Consider the following 18,393-nt stretch of genomic DNA (forward strand, 5'->3'; position numbering starts at 1 on the left):
TAAAATTTATTGGAGTATGAATATGAATACTAAGAACAAAATCTATATGACTCATTTTGACTATAATCGATTACAATCTTTAGTTTTGGATTATAAAAAGAGAAACATAACAAACAACAATCTAAAAGATCTTTTAGGAGAAATGGAAAGAGCCCAAAAAGTAGACTCTCACTCCATTCCACCTAACTATGTTACAATGAATTCAGTCATTGAAGTTAAAAACTTGGAAGAATTGGAATTTAAAGAATTTCGATTGGTATTCCCTGAAGATGCAAATACCGAAGAAAACAAAATCTCCGTACTGGCACCCATTGGAACAGCAGTTTTAGGTTATAAAACTGGTGATGTCATCCAATGGAAAGTTCCAGGCGGAGAAAACCAATTCCAAATTACAAACATCAAGTATCAACCAGAAGCCAATGGAGATTTCCATCTCTAAAATCCTAAAAACCATCTATTATTAGTTTGGCGTTCCCAATCAAACGTAAGATGATTCTCTATTCGACTAATGGGCCGGGCTCCTACGGGGTCCGCTCACGCTCCCGTCTGCCTAAAGGCAGACTAAACCCTCCAGATCCCTAACGCTTGTCATACTTCGTTTAAAACAGTTTTGCACTGATTTGAGATTGATGCCTCATTTTGAAATAGACATTTTAAAATACGACCTCCACCTGGAATGATCCAACGACAATATTCGCTTACATCTTCTTTGCAAAAACCTTGGGACTTAGTCTTCATTGTATCAGAAAGAGCACTCTGGCCTGCTTCACAAACATCGGATAAATTTTTTCCTTTTTCCTTCAAACATTGTAAAATTCTGGCTTTTGTAGGTTTCACTCCCTGACAATATGTTGCGATTTCGGGTTGGCAAATTTCATAAATGGTTTTTGTCTCTGCAAACAAACCAAAGTTAAAACAAAAAATAAGAATAGGTAACGATCGTTTCATATTTAGATGAATCCTTTTCACGTAGAATGGTTTTAAATGGTTTCTAGAAGATCAATTTTCGTATCCGCAAATCAACAAAACAAGTCCATTATATTGTAAAAATGCTGTTTTCATTGAACAAAAATTGTATTTTTATCGATTTCCGCACTAGTAATTCACAGTTTCCGGTTCAAAAAAAGATTCAAAAAAGGCTCGTATTTCAGGAATTTACATTGAATTCCAGACCCATTTACCTAATGGTTTTCCCTAATCAAAAACCTGGAATTTTTATAAATATAAACTTCTAAAAGCTATTTCCAACAAAACGCTCCGTTAGGTTTTATTTGTTTGACTGTTATGCGGTAATTTCCGATAATTAATAACATATAAACTTATGAATATTTTAATTAACAAATACACTTTTTTAATAACGAGTATGTTCTCCGTTTTTCTTTCCTGTTCCCCAAAAGATTCCGACCAAAACAAAGAAATTTTGGCTTTATTAGTATTACCTAAACTATCAACAAGCAGTAGTTCCTCAGAAGGTGTATGTAATGGATATTCTATTTACGAAATCAATAACGGACCAGTTAATTTTAGGCCGACAACAGGCATTATTTATATGAACGTAACTGCTAAGATAGGTTCAGTTTTAACAATAAACTCAACGACTACTTCCTTGAATTCAGGTTCAGGATATATATTCAACATGTTTCATTTCAATAAAAGAATCACCTGTCCTGTGAGCGGTACTCCCAGCTCATCTACAATCTATAACGAAGTTCGAACAGCAAATAGAGTGACTCTCACTTTTACAGTGGCAGGAACATACGGACTTCAACTATTCACAGCCACGAATTCCTTAGAATCGGTGACAGATTTAAATTCTACCTTTGTAGAATAGTTTTTACCTTTGGTACAAAGTAAAAAGAAGTGACGATGGCAAATGGAGAAAATATCCAAACTTTAATAATAAGTTAAGTACTGACTGTTTGAGGATTCCATTTTTCAGAAAGCGATGGGCAGAAGTTATGGCTGGGTAAGATAACAAAACTGGCCATAAAATTTTTCTGAATTTCAAACTTAGTTCTGTATCTTCAAAGATCGACTCAAGGCTCAGATCCGACTTCCAGAGCCTTCGATCGAAAAAAACACAATGATCAAGATAAACAATTCCCTTACACTTTGTACGAATATAATTTGAATACCAAGAAATAAAACGTAACAGAAAATGGTGTTGGTCAAACTGATGATAGAATCCACCCCAAACTCTTTCCTGATCTACTTTACAACTTAATTGGATTAGGTGGTCAATTGCTTCTTTGGGAAGTAGTGTTCGCGGATGATGAAAAAGAATCACCTCACCTTTGGATCTATGAAACCCAATATTTAATCTTTCCGCCCTAGTGAAGGCTTCTTTAGTAGAGATTAGAATGATTTCAACTAAAGGATGATCCCAATATCCATTGAGAGAATTCTGAAACAGTGAACCTTCTCCGCTGTCTGTGGGAACAATGATACTCAGCATAAGGAGATCATTCTTTAATCAAAAAAATCTGAATTAAAGACTGGGAATCACTAGTATTTTCTTTAACGGAACTTGGTAGATCTCTATCAGAAATGAATGTTCGGATTCTTTTTTCATCAATCGACTCTTTATTTAAAACTTGTCTCACTTCATCAAAACGACGTTTCACAAGGCGAACTTGATAAGCTAAATCACCCGTTGTATGCGATTTTCCTACGAGTATTACTTTATATGGCTCCTCTGATTTTAAAATCTCGCGAGCTAAAGTGGTCAACTTAGTTTTAGACTCTTCTGTAATCTGATAATCATCAGGGATGAAGTATACCATTTGTAGGGGAGATGTTTGACCTTCAGCTTTCCAGTGTGCTAATTTGGAATTCGAAACATCCGCTAATGGTTCATTTTTTAAAAATTCAAATACCACCGATTGGGGACAATAGACTTTGATTTCGGTCGAAGAGTTAAAAGAAAGCAAAAAACCCAAAGCTGTAAAAACAATATCCCAAGGTTTTGCATAAGATTTAGATTCCAATACAAATAGATTCGTCTGGTTTAAATTACTTTTAGAATTCGTATCCAAACCATGTGAATAAATAGGTAATAAAAACAATACACGATAAGTACGTTCTTCCGACCTTATCTCACAACCACTCTGCAAGCTGACAGGAAGATGACGTTTCGATTCTAATGGGATTCCAAGAGAAGTGCAGGAAACAAAAAAAGAACCTGCGAAGGAAAAAGCAAAAATTAACTTTTTTAAATTCTGATTTCTAAATACCATAATGATTCAGAAGGAATCATTATGGCTCCAAGAAGGAAACTGTTTTTCGTGATCATTCCTTACTAATTCCAAATTTCGGTAAAAAATACCCAATATGTCTTCCACCAGTAGGATTCGGTTGATTAGGTCCTGGTGATGGAAGTGTCCAGGAGTCCAAATACTCACCGTTTGTTGCGATAAAATCAGCGTTTAGATGGTAGGTTTGAAAATCATTTTCTTTGTGATCAAATTTGATAAAGTCAATCGGTGAAAACTTTGCAGAAGTTAAGCCAGATTCGGTCTGGTATACAAAGTTGTTCGTTGCATACATATCCAAAATTAAACTTTCTCTGTTCCCCTCAGGTAAATCTAAAACGATCAGACCATCTTCATTATAACGATCCATCGTATATTCATCATATAAGTATTCAAAATCCAAACGATCGGTAAAGGGTGCCGTTAATAAACCCCAAAAAGGATTAGCATTAGGGTCTGCTAGTTCTGCAGCTTTTGTTCCTGAATTTTTATGAATCCGTGGAGAATAAACAGCATGATCTTTTAAACTTAGATATCCAGTTGTTTCAGAGATAAAATAATCAATGGAATTTACTTTTTCTATGCTATTATCAAATGGGTATGCGTTTAATAAATTTCGTTTGCCATACTGCGGATCTGATTTTCCAGTTTCGGATTCATTCCACATAGTATAGGATATATATTTATTATGAGGATTTTCCAACTTAGAATCATCTAACTCACATTTAATGGCTCCAATTCTGAGTCCAATGCGATTATACTTTCCGTCTTTCCAGGCAAACGGATCAACATTACCAGATCCACTTACTCCGTAAAAAGTTTTTCCAGAATCGAATGGATAACTGACTTTCATTCGCCCACCGTTTTGGTTATCCATCCAATCTCCATCATAAACGAGAGCAGAGGCGTTGGAAATACGTTCATTTCCGGGGGGTACGGATCCTTTTTCCCATAACAAAATGGAATAAACATTCAATCTGGCTTTTTTACATCCAACCGAATGATTTAATTTTCCATCATTTAGAAAGCGAGCAGGGAGTGGATTACTACCACTTGCCTTAGAATTTTTTACTGCGGTTTGAGAGTTGGTCGAATCCACAATCCTAAAGACTATATTCTTTTGAGATAAAAGAAACAAACCAAGAAACAATTCTTCAGAAAGATCATTCTTTTTAGTTGGGCCGCAAGAGGCCGCAAGTAAAGAAAATATGGATACTAGTAAAGTGATTTTAATTTTCATATGTTTTACTCCACGCACTCATCTGATATTGGATTTAACAACTTTTGGTTTGTACGAATGGTCAGGTTGTCACTGAAAATGAGCTCCTGGTTATCGACATCGAAAAATTTTCCTCTTACTGACCAAGGATCAGAAACTTCCATTTGATACACTGCACTTGGAGAGTAATCACAACGAGTAATGTTCAAAGGCCCACCATAGTTTGGACAATAAAAACTAGTGGAGGTCACAATCTTTCCATCTTGGACAGAAGCATTAGTCCACTGAGTGTCAAATACCGCTTTCTTGAGGTTTGCATTGTATTTGTAAACGGCAGCCTTTCTGTTCAACGCTCCCTTGTCAAATTGGATACGAATATCTTTGTTTGTGTAAGTCAACGCAACATCAGGAACAGTGCAATACACGGGAACAGAATCATAAACCGAAATTTGCTGAGGAATTAAAATGCATAGATACCCATAAGGAATGACGGCTGAAAGATTCAAACAATTCCTAAAATCAGGGTTCTCAATTCTACGTTCTACCGTTCTCCAACTACAGATAGCGCTTGTCTGTCGGTCATACTTGTAGAGTTCAGGAATCCTTAAATTGAGTTTTAAGTAAGCTGGCGGGTTAGAATTAACATTATCAAAATCCATTAACCTTGAAAAGTTAAGATTTACCTTAGCATTATTCGGGCAATTCACAAGATTCACGTTGTTAATTCTTGGTAAAGAAGGAGTCAACCTATCGGCAGTCGTAAAGAAACGAGAAGCGGCAGTCGTGACGGATGCAATTCCATCAATATTACGTATCCCTGAAGGTATTGTATACTCGTATTCCTTATCACTCAATACTTGATCTGGATTCAAGTGGTAAATGGCCTCGCCGATTACAGGATCGTAAGATGTCAAATTTACGTATTGAGAACCTCCATCAGAAAGATTTTCCAAACGAAGGGAATTGAATTCTAGAGAGTTTCTATCCATGACATCACTAAACTTAACTTTTATGTTAATGCCGCTGAAGTAAAAAACATCTCTCTCATGATCGGGAGAAACTGAAGTTACTAGTGGAGGAGTGACATCAGTGGTTCTAAATGGATGAAGTTTTCCTGTTGTCATCGCATTTCCGAAACGATCCTGAATGCCAGGTAGAATTTCTAGTTCGTATTCGGTTTTTTCAACGAGTGAGTTTGCTGGAAAATGTACATTCACTCGAAGGTTTGCATTATCGTAATCAACAGAATTAATCGCTATTAAAGAACCTGACTGTTTGGCCCTTAAAATAAACTTATTCTGTATACTAGAACTATTCAATGCTTCACTAAAATCCACGCGAAAACTAGTAACTGTTGGATCCACTCTTTCGCCTTCAGGAAGGATCAAACGGATGTAAGGTGCTTCGGTATCTTCTGTAATCAAAAAGAACTGTTTGGTTAACACAGCTAACAAATTGCCAGACGTATCCTTTGCCTCTGAAGAAGAAACCAAGAGATATGCGGAATCACTCCGTAATGGTTTAGAAGGATTGAAGGTAAAATTTGCTGTTTTTTGGTCTGGACTTAGAGAGGAGAAGATGATTTCAGGATCACCATAACCAACTAACCCAAATCCTTTTATCGTAGCTGGATCCATCGGCTCACTAAAATGAATTTTAAACTCGGTGATGTTGGGGTTTACATCTTGTCCCTCTGGTTCAATAGAAGTTACCATTGGTGAAATGATATCCACAGTATGGAAGGATGTTACTAATCGGTATCCATTTTCCAAATTACCAATTTCATCGGTAACTCCGTTTACATACAAAGCATAGTTTGCATCAGAGTCGAGGGTGAATTCGTTTTTATAGGTAACAATTTTTCTGTCTAAGGAAATCGACACAAATCTTAATGGAACATAGAGATTTTGATCTCTAGAGATAAAGCCAGAATGAATGACCGTCAATTCGTTTACTGGCTCATTGAAAGTAACGGTAAAAAGATTTCCAGGTTGTAAAGGGAGAACATTTGTATTAGGAGTTCCAGAAACAATCTGTGGAGCGATCGTATCATTGTTATTGGTTGGATCATAAGGAAAGGAATCAATGATATTAGGAGCTCCATCCTGATCAAAATCATCAAGAGGGAATGCTAGTCTTAATGGATCCGTTCCCGGAGCATATTCTACTTTAACAATATTCATAAATGGTAAAAAAGTTCTAGCGAATAAGGAATAAAAACGATTTCGATTGCTGAGTTGATTGATATCATTCAAATAATTACGAAACTGTACAGTGGCCATGCGAATCGCTGCTGAATCCGTGATGACCCTAGCTACAATCATTTCAATATTTACATGGAGTGCTGCATAAATGGAAAAATGGTTTAGTTCTGTGGAGAGTTTTCCCGCAATGGCATCGACACTTGTTTTCTGTTGTTCCCATTCTTTTGTAGCAGGATTAAAATAATAAATTTGAGTGAGTTCGTTTTGAATTTGAGACTGAACAGATTTAGGATCATATTTGGTAGTCAGAGTCACTGGCTTTGAAAAACTTGTGCCCTCGGGTTCTAGTATCAACTTAGAAGCGACTGGAGTCATTCCAGGAATATCAGTTCCTTTCATTTCTTCCACTCGCATAGTGATCACCACATCACCAGATAACGCATCTCGAGGAATGTTTAAGGAAAAGGCTTGGTTTTCAATCGTACCACCGTTTTTTCCAATGGTTCTCGAAACAGATCCATTGCCTAAAAAGTAAACAGATGCCATAAGGAATTGATTCCTTAATTGTAAGGCGTCTTGATTTTTATTCGATTGGAAAAGATTAAAATTTCCATCCCCGTCCATAAAAGCTGCACAGGATAAAAATACAGTCGATACAATACCTAAAGTAAGGCTAACGCATAACCTTTTAAAGAAACGTTCCATTTTCGACTCCGAAGTTTTAGCATATAATTTTCTTAACAGGTGCAATGTGATATTTTTGCGAAGACTAGCTCAACATAAAATATATTTAGAAAATTATATTTTTATGAAATACCGCTAAAAACGTTTTCAAAAGCCCCAAAAACCGTTAAAAATGTTTTGGAAAAGAGAACATTGGTTAATGAGTCAAGACTCACCTTTTGTCTTAGGAAAATCACCGAAACAAGCTAATACTTGTTATCTTTTTGCGAGAAATATTTACAAATAAAATCTAAGGTAAAGAGCGAGTTCCATTCCTAACCATATCCAACATGAAACTCGCCATCAGTTCAGTATTCTGGATTCTCTAAAACCATAGCAATCCCTTGACCCCCACCAATACAAAGAGAGGCCACTCCATATCGCAAATGCCTTCTTTTCAATTCATAGGCAAGAGTCAGGATCACGCGGGCTCCACTAGCACCAAGTGGATGCCCAATGGCAATGGCTCCCCCATTAACATTTGTTCTTTCTGGATCTAAATGCAACTCTTGGATGACTGCTAATGTTTGTGCGGCATATGCTTCATTGATTTCAAACAAATCAACTTCTTCGATACGAACACCTGCGTTGTGTAATGCTTTTGGAATAGCAAATACTGGACCAAGTCCCATCATTTTCGGGTCACAACCAACATTCGCATATCCCAATATTTTAGCGAGTGGACTCATGTTTTTAGTTCGAGCCAACTCATCAGAAGCGATTAATAGAGAAGCGGCTCCGTCATTGATCCCTGATGCATTCCCTGCAGTAACCGTTCCGTCTTTAGAGAATGCTGTGGGAAGTTTTTGTAATTGGTCAACACAAGATAATCCTCGTATCTGCTCATCCTTTTGAATGAGAGGTGCATTTTTGTCTTTGCTAAGGATTGGAATCATTTCATCAGAAAAAATTCCGCTTTCACTTGCTTTCTCTGCCCGAACTTGAGAGATACCAGCCCATTCGTCTTGTTTGGACCTAGAAATTTTATAATGGGTAGCAATGTTTTCTGCCGTCTGCCCCATTGTAAGATCAGCAAAACAATCTGTTAGACTTTGAGCCAACCGATCTTCTACTTGTGTCTCTCCATACTTATTCCCCCATCGTAAATTTTTTAAAACAAAAGGAGCATTACTCATGGATTCTGTTCCACCAACAAGGATTAGTTTGTTTTCTCCCGAAAGAATCTTGCGTGAACCGATAATGACACTTTCCATTCCAGATCCGCATAAACGGTTCACAGTAAGGCCACTAGAACTTTCGTTAAGACCCGATTTCAGTCCGATATGTCTTGCTAAATACGCAGAATCCTTATCGTCCTGAATCACATTGCCGTAAATTGATTCTTCAATCTCTTCCGGATCCAATCCTGTTTTACGTATCGTTTCCTTGGCAGTAATGACTCCAAGATCCGAAGAACTAAAACTTTTTAGTCCACCACCGAATTTTCCAAAGGGAGTTCTCACTCCATCCAAAACTACTACCATATCCAACTCCTTAATAGTGCATATACACTATATACTCATAAATTTTGATCATTTACACACTTAAACTTTCTATTTTTCACCTGAAATGTCTATTTGTAAGACCGGAAGATGCCGTAATTCGGAAAGAATTTTTAAAGTTTGTTTGAATTCTGATTTTCCGAGTTCCTCTGTGATTGATTTTTGTGTTTCTTTCCAAAGTTCAATTGCCTTTGCCAATGTGATCTCTCCCTTTTTTGTAAGGGATATACTACGGACGTTCCCAATTTCTTTTTTTTCTATTTTGATATAACCGTCTCGATTCAAAATGTCCAAACTTCTTTGTAAAGTTGTCCTATCAATATCGGTAAGCCGCGCTAAATCGGTAATACTGGGATCCGTTTCATAAGCAATACTTGAGAGGACAGTAAATTGAGTGATTCGAAGACCTGAGGACTTTAGCATTGAATCATAATAATTGGTGATCAGTCGGCTTGTCCTTCGTAGGCTTAAATTCAAACAGGACGATCCGATTTGTTTTAAGTCTTCTTGGGAAAATTTCATATTTCAAATGCCTTTATCAAAAATATAGTGTATATACATTGTTTAGTCAACTACAATAATTTTTTGAACTAAAGGAAAATTCGAGATTTTCGGCCAATTGGCAAAAATTTTTTATTCTACTCGTTTTTTTCCTCTCGATCGATAACTTTCACCAATAAACATCTAGACTTTTTCTTATATTATGATTTTTTTAACAAACTAATGCCTCGTTTTAAGCCACTAACGATTGTTCTCTTTATTTTTACCTTTTTCACCTGCCAATCCACAGGGAATTATTTTTTAAATCGAGGTGCCGATTTATCAGACTCTTTTACTCTTGGAGTTGAAACAAATCACTATGGTGCTGGGTTTTGGCTTTGGTGTATAGGTGGTGGAGCCCATATCAACCAAAATGCAAAAGGCATTGGAATACGGAATGGACATCTTGGTTTGTATAAAGCTGGTGGTGTTGATGATATTGGAATCTTTGGGGGAACAAGTAACAAAACTTTTACGAACCAAATGGGAAATTCATTTCTATTGATCAATTCAAACCAACACAGACCTATTTATCCTGATTCCAAAAGAAGTCGTCAGAAATCTTATGATGCATCCAACGTAATGATGTTAGTATTTTTTACAGATAAAAAAAATAGTTCAGGTAAAAAACACTGCAACCAACCCGTAAGCTTCGAAGTCTCATTAGGTTTATTTTTAGGTGTTCGTGCCGGATTTAATTTCAGTGAATTCTCAGACTTTCTATTAGGATTTACTACTTATGATTTTATGGAAGATGATGTTTTTGAATCGGAACCTTAACAATAGGCAGTACCAAAAACTTTCTACAACCATATCTAGCAAAAACAAATTTTTTATTGAATTCAAACTTTATTCAGAAAGAATCAGTGAATGAATATTGTTTTTTCCATAATAAAAAATTTGTTTTTTATTATTTCTTTCACCTTTGCCCCAATAATTACTTTTCAACTTTTACACGCCGAAAAAGTAATGGAAGAGAAAAATATTCTCATCGAAGAATGGGTGGAAAATTATAGGAACGAAAAAGACAAAGATATTAAATGGCGAGAAAGGGAAAAACGAGAGAATGAAGTAAACTCATTCACGGAAATGGGAATAAAATTTTATAGGAAAAAAAATGACATTAAAGCTATTGAGGAATATATAAAAGCAATCTTAATATATCCAACATCTACTACTTATTACCATTATGCCAATAGCCTAACAAATACCCACAGAATACCAGATGCAATCAATGCCTATAAAATTGCTTTAAAATTTGATGATAGCAATAAAGCCCTTGTTTATTACAATTTAGCTTGCGCCTACAGCAGATTGAATCAATTAGAAGAATCCAAAGCCAATTTACATTTGGCAATTGAAAATGGGTATTCCGCAATCCAACAAATTAAAAAAGATCCTGACTTGGAGAACTTAAGAAGACTTTCGGGCTGGGACAAGGAACTAAATGGACTTTTAAAAGCACACAATATCACAAAATCCACGTTAATTGGTGAAATTTATGAACAAGGCCCAAGATCTGGTGATTCGTATTACCTTTGTTCAAATGGTTACTTCATTCATCGACATGAATACGATTGCAATGAAAAATACAAAGGTTTCAGCAGAGGAAGATGGGAATTAATTTCCAATAAAGTTGAGACACATTTTACCGAGTTTTGTTTTTTAAACTATGAGACAACAGCTAAACTAAGAAAACACTATGATGGATCAGAGGTTCCAACCGAATGTTATGGAACACCAAAATTTGCAGAGTGTAAAAAAAATACGAGAAATTACAAACAATTCTTTTCTTATAAGGATCTTTATGAAGCTATCAATGCTAAACCAGAAAAAAAATAAAGATGATTTTCAAACTTATACTTTTAAAAAATTCCCTGCCGGCGAACCAAAGGAATGTGATCCCAATTTTTATCCCAAAGATTTAGAGGATTATAAAGTTCAATAGATCGTTTTCTGGAATATCACTAGAGGGGAAACATTTGCATTTGATTTCCCTCCTAAAAAAGGATCATGGTAGTAATAAACCAACCTCACATAACTCGGAGAATGTGTTGGTTTATCGAATACGATATTGATAGTATTTTTGGAAAAAAGCAGTGAAGTATCTACTGTTAACACCTTATTTATGGTTTCTCGAATGTTACCATGTTTGGTTTCATATTTCCTTGACCATCGTTTCGAAACAGTAAGTGATTCGAATTTAGAGTCTTTACTCACTTCCACTGCAAGTGATCGAAACAAATCACCGGAAGGCAACTGATGCCCACGCCCTTTTGTCATACGAAAAGAAATAAATAGAACCCCATCCTCGGAATCCACCCCAAAATCATAAAACTGATCCAGAAACCATTTTTTATCATAAGGACCAGTTAGATTGTGATTTGAGTAATGACAGGATTGGCAACTCTCCTCCCTTCCTGAAGATTTCCACTCTTCATAAGTATTTTGCATAGGATGATTGGTATAACGAATGGAATCACCATTAAAGACTGGGAAGTTGAACTGATGACAATTGGCACAAAATTCTGACTTACCAATATTAGATTCTACTACTTCATGATATTCATTTTTACTATTTTGAGAACCAAGAATTTTTCCATTTCGAACATGACAAGATACACAATTGATTCCTTCATCTAATAGCCGAAGATCCAAATCAGATAAATTTGAATCACCTCGGAGTTTTCGAAAATAAATTTCTTTTTGAGATGTTAATGGTGCATGACAATGGACACACCATTGGCGATTTTCAATTTGAATCGCTTCCTGAAATAATTCACTTTTCCAAGAAAAAGAATGTCTATCTTTATGTATTTTTATTTCGTTATGGCAAGATAAACAATTGGAGTTCAATAATTGCTTTTTATCTTTACTTTCGAAGCCTGTTGTAACTGAATCCAAACCATTGGGAAAAATTTGTTTATCTTGACAAGATACCAACAGAAATGAAAAGAAAAAGAAAGGCAACCATCTAACAAAAGATAGACAACAAATGGAAATATGAAAATCTTTTCTCATTTAAGTTTTTTAAAAATAAAGGAAACAATGACTATTTTTGAATGACCAAAAAGTAAAAGAGACAAAATTCTATTCCTTTTCCAACCGAGACCTTACCTCTTCCAAAATTTCTTGGTAGGCACTGATTCCCAAATAATATTCAATATCCGATTTTCCTTTACCAGTCAAAAACTCATCCCAACTCCAATCATAACGATTGGGATCTTTTCCGGTATCGAACCAATCTTTAAAGATGACACTATTTCCTTCTAGGATCACTTCCACTAGGTGATATGGTTCCGAATTTTTCCAATATCTTTTTTCTGTCATAATCATCCCCAACCTTAATCAAAGAATCATCCAAAAAATACTTTCCACTTTTTCCATAAAATGCAAGATATATAGCACTGCTTACAACAACTTTGCAATTCTACAAATAAGAGAACCCTATGGAAGAAAAAATAAAAGCTTTATTAACTGTGACAATGATTTCGATATTTGCCCTGACTTCCACGACCTGCGCCGAATCCTCTGGTGATCACGCTCCATTTTTAAAGGTAATTTCAAAAGACGGAACCGTCATTGCATATGAAAAAACTGGATCTGGCCCACCACTTATTTTCATTACAGGAGCTATATGCCATCGAAAGTTCCAACCGATCATTGATGACGCAGCAACTCTTAGTCAAAATTTTACTGTTTATAATTACGACAGACGTGGTAGAGGTGATAGCGGAGATACAAAAACATATTTGATCCAATCTGAAGTTGAGGATATAGAAGCACTGATTGATTCCGCAGGTGGTAAAGCATATATCTATGGACATTCTTCTGGTGCAGTATTAGCGATGGAAACAAGTTTGACCTTACCTAACAAAGTTAAAAAAGCTTATGTGTATGATCCGCCCTATGTTTCTAATGAAAAAGAATTTAAAAATTATCAACTTACAAAAGAAAATATCAAAAACCTACTCGCTGAAAAAAAATTTTCACAAGCAATTGATGAGTTTCTAGTTTCCATCGGTATGCCGAGGATATTTACTTTCTTATTACCACTCACTCCAGGATGGAAAAGAACCGTTCAACTTGCACCAACACTTCTTTATGATATAACTTTAACTGAGAATTTACCTCCTATAGAAAGATTATCTAAGATTAAAGTTCCGATTTCTATTGCTTATGGTGAAGAAAGTCCAGAAGAAATCAAAAGGGTAGCTCATTTACTCGGACAAAACATACAAGGTTCCGCATTAGAAGAAATTCCTAAACAAGATCATTCGGTAGATACAAAAATTCTTCTCCCAAAGATGATTCATTTTTTTAATGAATGAGAGTTAAAAAAATGGAAACATCGAATTAGAATTACCTTGCATTTTTCGTCTCAATAAAAACCAATCACTTCAACGAGAAGGATAAATCCGAATGATTATATTTCAATGCCCTACAGCTGTGACAGAATACCTAGAAGATAAAAAGATCGTTGTTCTTACACAGAATGGGAAAAACACTGGGGCCAATTTAAAAGATAGTTTAGACAAAGGTGTTGAGGCACTCATTCAAAACAAAGCCGTTAAGTGGTTGTCCGACAATCGCAACATGGGTACCCATACTGCAGAAGATGTAGAATGGCTGAACAACGATTGGACTCCACGAGCAATCAAAGCCGGTTGGAAAAAATGGGCACTTGTTCAACCGCAATCAGCTCTATCAGCGATGTCTGAAAAAAACTTGGTAGATTTTTTTGCTACAAATGGAATTGAAGTAAAGATATTTGAAACACCTGAAGAAGGATACCAATGGTTGGATTCAGTTTAGATTCCACTCAATGAAACAAAGTAAAACAACTCAATACACTGTATTATCACTAACGCTGCTTGTTACACAACTTGGAGCTTTGGTATACCAACTTTTTGGTATACCAAACCCAAATGGGATAATGGTTGTTTTGTTAGTGGCTTGTCTTGTTTTTTCTACAATCACAATACCATTTGCTCTTTTACAGATAAAGAAATATAAAAAACAATTTTTGATCATTAAAAAAACGATTTCACAAGCTATCAATGGCAATTTGCATGTTGAAACTTCTATAAAATCGAATCTAAAAAAACGCAACGAAGTCGATTCTATCCTAATCTCTTTATTCGAATTATTACATATATTCCAAGATATCATTGCACTTTTAAAAGATGCAACGATAGGTCTATCCTCATCTGTTGATAATGCAAAATTGGCAGATGAATTTTTTCATTCTAGTTTAAACAGACAAAAAGATTATTCACAAAATCTGGAAGCAACAGTCCGAAAAATGACGGACAACATGACAAATATTGAAAATGCATCTACAAATAATTATTCAACTTTAGTTCGTGTTTCTGAAAGTATAAAAGTTTTGTCAGATCATATCAATGAGTCAGAAGAAAACAGCAACCTGTCCAAAAAAATAACATTTGGCATTTCAGAAAAAATCCAAAAGGGAAACAAAGCAATGGAAGAAATGGCAACTGTCATTGAAAACATTGCGACCAGTTCTGGTAAAATTGAAGGAATGGTCGTCGTCATCAAAGAAATTTCCGAACGTGTCAACTTACTTGCACTGAATGCATCCATTGAGGCGGCGAGAGCAGGCGAATATGGAAGTGGATTTGCTGTTGTTGCCCAAGAAGTTTCAAAACTAGCTACGCAAACTTCAAATAGCATTAAAGAAATTGATAGCAATGTAAAACGAAACAAAGAAGAAGTCACACTCAATCGCCAGAAAATTAATGAAACCAATCAACTTTACAAAGAAATCATTGGTGAAGTAAAACAAATTTTTGAAAAAATAGATTTCATTTCTGAATCCGCAACAAAACAAATGCAAATCAAAGAAAAGTTATTATATGATTCTGAACAACTTTCTCGTATGTTAGCGGAAATAAAACAAAACATAGGCGATCAAAATAACTCACAAAAATTGATCTCCGATGTGGCTCATGCGATGGATTCAAGTGTTGATGCAACTTTTTCTGAAGGCGAAAATTTATCAAAATTGTTAGAAAAAATCAGATCCACCACAAATGACATTGGTGGCGTCATTCTACTTTTCAAATAGAACAAAAGTCAAAAAAAGTATATTAGACAATCCTAATGAGTTCAATCCGTTTAGCCGTTTAACTTTAAAAACTCTGATTTTCCTTTATTTATGAACTTCGTTCGTGTAACCTACTTTTTATTTATTGCATCGCTTTTAAAAAAAATATTCTTTTAGTTTTTTTTTAAAACTTCATTAGTTTTTGTACTAGAGAAGAATTCAAAACAGAAATCATTTATCATAAATTTTATTACAATTACCACTTCACAAAAGTTATATTTTATGATTGCCTATATTCAATTTTTACGATACAATCTCTCTTTACGCTTTTTACATCTGCTATGGAATAAAAGACATGGATACAAAAGAGCTTAGGTCAGAGACGGCTTCCAAAGACAATACCAAACCACAATTCAACTTCCAAACCATCTTCAAAGCTCTCCCCGAACTTTACATGCTTTTAGATTTAAATTTTGATATCATCGATATCAGTGATGCTTATGCGAAATCCACTCTGATAGAAAGAGAAAAAGTAATCGGACATAATATTTTTGAAATATTTCCAGACAACCCAAGTGATCCAAACGCGGATGGAGTCAAACAACTTCGATTTTCTCTGATGCAAGTGATTAACTACAAAGTTGCAAGCACAATGACAATGCAGAAGTATGATATTCCCAAACCCGATGGAAGTGGATTTGAAGTTAGATATTGGAGTCCTAGAAACTCACCTGTATTTGATGAAGATGGTAACTTAATCTGTATCGTTCACCGAGCAGAAGATGTTACAGAATTTGTTTATCTCAAACAACAAAAACTAGAACAGTCAGGAATTACCGAAGATATGTTAGAGCGGATTGCCAAAATGGAATCCGAAGTTTACACACGCGCAAAAGAGGTCATCGAAAAAAACGAAGCTCTTTTGATCAGCGAACAAAACCTATCTATCACCTTAAGTGCAATAGGTGATGCAGTTCTCACTACTGATGAAAATGGAATTGTAAACCGTTTGAATCCTGTTGCAGAAGAATTAACTGGTTGGACAGAAAAAGAAGCTTTAGGTCATAACGTTAATGAAATACTGAAATTGATTCAAATAAAATCCGAGTCACCGAAAGCGGTGCCTATATATGAAGTATTATCAACCGGAAATCCAAAAAGTGAGAAACAAGACTCAATCCTTATCCATCGCAATGGAAGAAAAATCAACATCTCAGAAAACTATACGCCAATACGTAACAAAGCTGGTCGCATCATCGGTTCCATTTTAGTTTTTCGTGATATTTCAGAAGAATTTGCGGCTAAAGCCATTTTAGAAAAAGCAAAAGAGAATGCAGAGCTTGCAAATAAAGCAAAAGATTCTTTCCTCGCCACAATGAGTCATGAGATTCGCACTCCACTTAGTGGTCTCATTGGAATGTTAGAACTACTCACTCAAACAGTTTTGAGCATTGACCAGAAAACTATGGTTCAAAATGCATTGGCATCAGGAAATAGTTTACTTCGTATTTTAAGTGATATTCTTGATTGGTCAAAAATTGAAGAAGGGAAACTAGAATTATCACTCCAACCAACATCCATTAGTCGACTTCTATCCGACGTAGTCACAACTTATGCGCACATCGCAAGTTCGAAGGGTTTGATTTTATCATATACGATCGATGAAAATATTGCAAATGCACATTTAATGGATCCATTGAGACTTTCGCAAATTATAAATAACTTTGTCAGCAATGGAATTAAATTTACCGCTAAAGGAAATATAAAAGTTTCAGCCAAGTTAGTTAAAAATCTTACCCATGCACAACAAATTCAATTCTCAGTCACTGATACAGGAATTGGGCTCAGTAAAAAAGACCAATCAAGATTGTTTCAAACTTACACACAAGCCACTGCTGATACAGCAAGATTATATGGAGGGACTGGGCTTGGTCTTGCGATTAGCCGACGTTTAGCAGACCTTTTGGATGGTAACATTACCATTGATAGTAAACCAGGAATTGGTTCTACATTTAGTTTTACATTATCTCTACCAACGATTGATCTTGATTTGAACCATTTGGGTTCACTTGCCACAGAAGAAAGTATCGAACCAATCTTTCGGTCAGAATCTTATATCCCCAGAATTTTGGCAGTGGATGATCATTCCGTAAATTTAGAACTTTTGGTCCGACAACTTGAGATGTTTGGTATTCAAGTTGATGGTGCGGAAGATGGAACAAAGGCTCTTATGTTATGGTTAACCAATAAATATGATCTGATCATTACTGATTGTCATATGCCAATAAAAGATGGATATGCCTTAACGAAAGAGATTAGAAATATTGAAAGTTTTAGTTATCAAAAAAGAATTCCAATTATTGGTTATACTGCAAATGTATTGAGCGAGGAAAATGAACATTGCCTTTCTGTTGGTATGGACGAAGTTTTAATCAAACCAGCTCGTTTAACCAATCTAAGACAAAGTTTGCTAAAATGGTTACCCTCAATCATATACCCTGTTCAAAACAATTCCGCAGATGTCATCATTAGCACAGAGTCTCCAATTGATTTAAGTGAACTAAAAAATATTGTATCTGACAAAAAGGATCAAATATCTATTTTAAAAAAATTCAAAACACATCACAAAAACGACTTAGATAAACTAATTGATGAACTATCCAAAAAAAACTTAGTGGAAGCTGCTCGTTTGGCACACCGACTCAAAGGGTCAAGTCAAGTTGCTGGTGCCAGAGAATTGGTAAATGGATATATAAAAGTAGAAACATTTATCAGAGAGAACGATGTAGAAAAAGCATTGAAGGAAATTGAAATCATGAAGGGCGATGTTTTAAACATCGAATCTTTCATTGATATTCTATAAATTATATATTGTCAGGTGGAA

17 protein-coding genes are annotated in these 18,393 nt (G+C 35.4%); 8 read left to right on the top strand and 9 right to left on the bottom strand.

Annotated elements, in window-relative coordinates; all coding sequences use genetic code 11:
- Positions 1-22 precede the first annotated feature (22 nt).
- Complete coding sequence (gene rnk, locus EHQ70_RS08595) at positions 23-439, top strand: nucleoside diphosphate kinase regulator (protein ID WP_135585440.1); 417 nt, start codon at positions 23-25, stop codon at positions 437-439.
- A 149-nt stretch (positions 440-588) separates the two neighbouring features.
- Here the strand turns inward: rnk and EHQ70_RS08600 are convergent, their stop codons facing one another.
- A complete protein-coding gene (locus EHQ70_RS08600) occupies positions 589-948 on the bottom strand; it encodes a cysteine rich repeat-containing protein (protein WP_135585442.1) in 360 nt (119 codons plus the stop codon).
- 688 nt (positions 949-1,636) lie between these two features.
- Here EHQ70_RS08600 and EHQ70_RS18630 point away from each other — a divergent pair.
- Complete coding sequence (locus EHQ70_RS18630) at positions 1,637-1,831, top strand: hypothetical protein (RefSeq protein ID WP_208729522.1); 195 nt, start codon at positions 1,637-1,639, stop codon at positions 1,829-1,831.
- Between the two features lie 3 nt (positions 1,832-1,834).
- Here EHQ70_RS18630 and EHQ70_RS08610 read toward each other — a convergent pair whose 3' ends face one another.
- The 6 genes from EHQ70_RS08610 to EHQ70_RS08635 form a co-directional block, all read right to left on the bottom strand.
- A complete protein-coding gene (locus EHQ70_RS08610; protein WP_135585445.1) occupies positions 1,835-2,455 on the bottom strand; it encodes a glycosyltransferase family protein in 621 nt (206 codons plus the stop codon).
- A 7-nt stretch (positions 2,456-2,462) separates the two neighbouring features.
- On the bottom strand, positions 2,463-3,236 hold the full coding sequence (locus tag EHQ70_RS08615) for an OmpA family protein (RefSeq protein ID WP_135585447.1): 774 nt from the start codon (positions 3,234-3,236) through the stop codon (positions 2,463-2,465).
- A 52-nt stretch (positions 3,237-3,288) separates the two neighbouring features.
- Positions 3,289-4,491 carry a hypothetical protein gene (locus EHQ70_RS08620; RefSeq protein WP_135585449.1) on the bottom strand — a complete coding sequence of 401 codons (1,203 nt, stop codon included), beginning with the start codon at positions 4,489-4,491 and terminating at the stop codon, positions 3,289-3,291.
- A gap of 5 nt (positions 4,492-4,496) precedes the next feature.
- Entirely contained in the window at positions 4,497-7,379 is a 2,883-nt protein-coding gene (locus EHQ70_RS08625; RefSeq protein ID WP_244288270.1) for an Ig-like domain-containing protein, read from the bottom strand.
- Between the two features lie 326 nt (positions 7,380-7,705).
- Positions 7,706-8,887 (bottom strand): thiolase family protein, encoded by a 1,182-nt coding sequence (locus EHQ70_RS08630; RefSeq protein WP_167481700.1) that lies wholly within the window; start codon positions 8,885-8,887, stop codon positions 7,706-7,708.
- Between the two features lie 63 nt (positions 8,888-8,950).
- Entirely contained in the window at positions 8,951-9,421 is a 471-nt protein-coding gene (locus tag EHQ70_RS08635) for a MarR family winged helix-turn-helix transcriptional regulator (protein ID WP_135585452.1), read from the bottom strand.
- 201 nt (positions 9,422-9,622) lie between these two features.
- On the opposite strand from EHQ70_RS08635, the gene EHQ70_RS08640 reads away from it, so the two are divergent.
- Entirely contained in the window at positions 9,623-10,219 is a 597-nt protein-coding gene (locus EHQ70_RS08640) for a hypothetical protein (RefSeq protein WP_135585454.1), read from the top strand.
- A 90-nt stretch (positions 10,220-10,309) separates the two neighbouring features.
- Positions 10,310-11,281: a tetratricopeptide repeat protein gene (locus EHQ70_RS08645; RefSeq protein ID WP_135585455.1), complete on the top strand. Its 972-nt coding sequence runs from the start codon at positions 10,310-10,312 to the stop codon at positions 11,279-11,281.
- Positions 11,282-11,380: 99 nt separating this feature from the next.
- On the opposite strand, the gene EHQ70_RS08650 is transcribed toward EHQ70_RS08645, so the two are convergent.
- Together EHQ70_RS08650 and EHQ70_RS08655 are read right to left on the bottom strand one after the other, a co-directional pair.
- A complete protein-coding gene (locus tag EHQ70_RS08650; protein ID WP_135585457.1) occupies positions 11,381-12,295 on the bottom strand; it encodes a hypothetical protein in 915 nt (304 codons plus the stop codon).
- Between the two features lie 234 nt (positions 12,296-12,529).
- Positions 12,530-12,769: a hypothetical protein gene (locus tag EHQ70_RS08655; RefSeq protein ID WP_135585459.1), complete on the bottom strand. Its 240-nt coding sequence runs from the start codon at positions 12,767-12,769 to the stop codon at positions 12,530-12,532.
- Between the two features lie 119 nt (positions 12,770-12,888).
- Here EHQ70_RS08655 and EHQ70_RS08660 point away from each other — a divergent pair, with 119 nt between their 5' ends.
- The 4 genes from EHQ70_RS08660 to EHQ70_RS08675 all read left to right on the top strand — a co-directional run bounded on the left by EHQ70_RS08660 (position 12,889) and on the right by EHQ70_RS08675 (position 18,372).
- Positions 12,889-13,770, top strand: coding sequence for an alpha/beta fold hydrolase (locus EHQ70_RS08660; RefSeq protein ID WP_208729523.1), 882 nt, complete (start codon positions 12,889-12,891; stop codon positions 13,768-13,770).
- 91 nt (positions 13,771-13,861) lie between these two features.
- Positions 13,862-14,254: an STAS/SEC14 domain-containing protein gene (locus EHQ70_RS08665; protein WP_135585461.1), complete on the top strand. Its 393-nt coding sequence runs from the start codon at positions 13,862-13,864 to the stop codon at positions 14,252-14,254.
- Between the two features lie 10 nt (positions 14,255-14,264).
- The gene (locus tag EHQ70_RS08670; RefSeq protein ID WP_135585463.1) at positions 14,265-15,530 is read left to right on the top strand and encodes a methyl-accepting chemotaxis protein; all 1,266 of its coding nucleotides are present in this window, start codon (positions 14,265-14,267) and stop codon (positions 15,528-15,530) included.
- Positions 15,531-15,864: 334 nt separating this feature from the next.
- Positions 15,865-18,372 carry an ATP-binding protein gene (locus tag EHQ70_RS08675; RefSeq protein ID WP_135585465.1) on the top strand — a complete coding sequence of 836 codons (2,508 nt, stop codon included), beginning with the start codon at positions 15,865-15,867 and terminating at the stop codon, positions 18,370-18,372.
- Positions 18,373-18,393 lie beyond the last annotated feature (21 nt).

Origin of the sequence: Leptospira congkakensis (assembly GCF_004770265.1) — a bacterium.
GTDB classification, from domain to species: domain Bacteria; phylum Spirochaetota; class Leptospiria; order Leptospirales; family Leptospiraceae; genus Leptospira_A; species Leptospira_A congkakensis.